The organism is Pseudoduganella sp. GCM10020061, assembly GCF_042683405.1.
Taxonomy (GTDB): domain Bacteria; phylum Pseudomonadota; class Gammaproteobacteria; order Burkholderiales; family Burkholderiaceae_D; genus Telluria.
This window is the reverse complement of sequence record NZ_JBHUJS010000013.1, coordinates 1-564: the sequence shown is the minus strand read 5'-3', so window position 1 is coordinate 564 and position 564 is coordinate 1. Positions and strand designations below refer to the sequence as shown.

Here is a 564-nt window from a genome sequence, read left to right as displayed (position 1 = left end):
GCAAGTTACTTCATTTACTACAGTGTTTGATGAGTTTTACTACTACCCTAAGTGTGAACCTTTCGATTCACGCTTAATAAAACTTTACTTCTTCCAGATTTTTAAAGAACGAGAACTACTATGTTTATTTAAATACCGTACGTTCTTTGAAAGTACGTAACTTAAATAAACAAAGTAAATTGGTGGAGGATGACGGGATCGAACCGACGACCCCCTGCTTGCAAAGCAGGTGCTCTCCCAGCTGAGCTAATCCCCCATTGTGGCATTTACCGTCTAAAAATCATCCGGCTCTGCCGGGGATTTTTAGCTAGATCCGAACAAAAGTAGGTTTGTACTTTTGTTCGCAACGCGTTGGTAGGGCTGGTTGGACTCGAACCAACGACCCCCGCGTTATCAACACGGTGCTCTAACCAGCTGAGCTACAGCCCCGAAAAGCTTTGTTCTCTTGTTCTTCAACAGCCGATAAGTGTGAGCGTTTGAGTCTGATGCGACTCTAGAAAGGAGGTGATCCAGCCGCACCTTCCGATACGGCTACCTTGTTACGACTTCACCCCAGTCACGAAT

2 tRNA genes and 1 rRNA gene are annotated in these 564 nt (G+C 45.2%); all 3 read right to left on the bottom strand.

The features are described from left to right. Positions 1 to 180: 180 nt before the first annotated feature. Positions 181 to 256, bottom strand: a tRNA-Ala gene (locus tag ACFSQR_RS16410). A gap of 96 nt (positions 257 to 352) precedes the next feature. Then, a tRNA-Ile gene (locus tag ACFSQR_RS16405) sits at positions 353 to 429 on the bottom strand. Between the two features lie 68 nt (positions 430 to 497). Further along, positions 498 to 564: ribosomal RNA gene (locus tag ACFSQR_RS16400) — 16S ribosomal RNA — on the bottom strand; the annotation flags it as partial.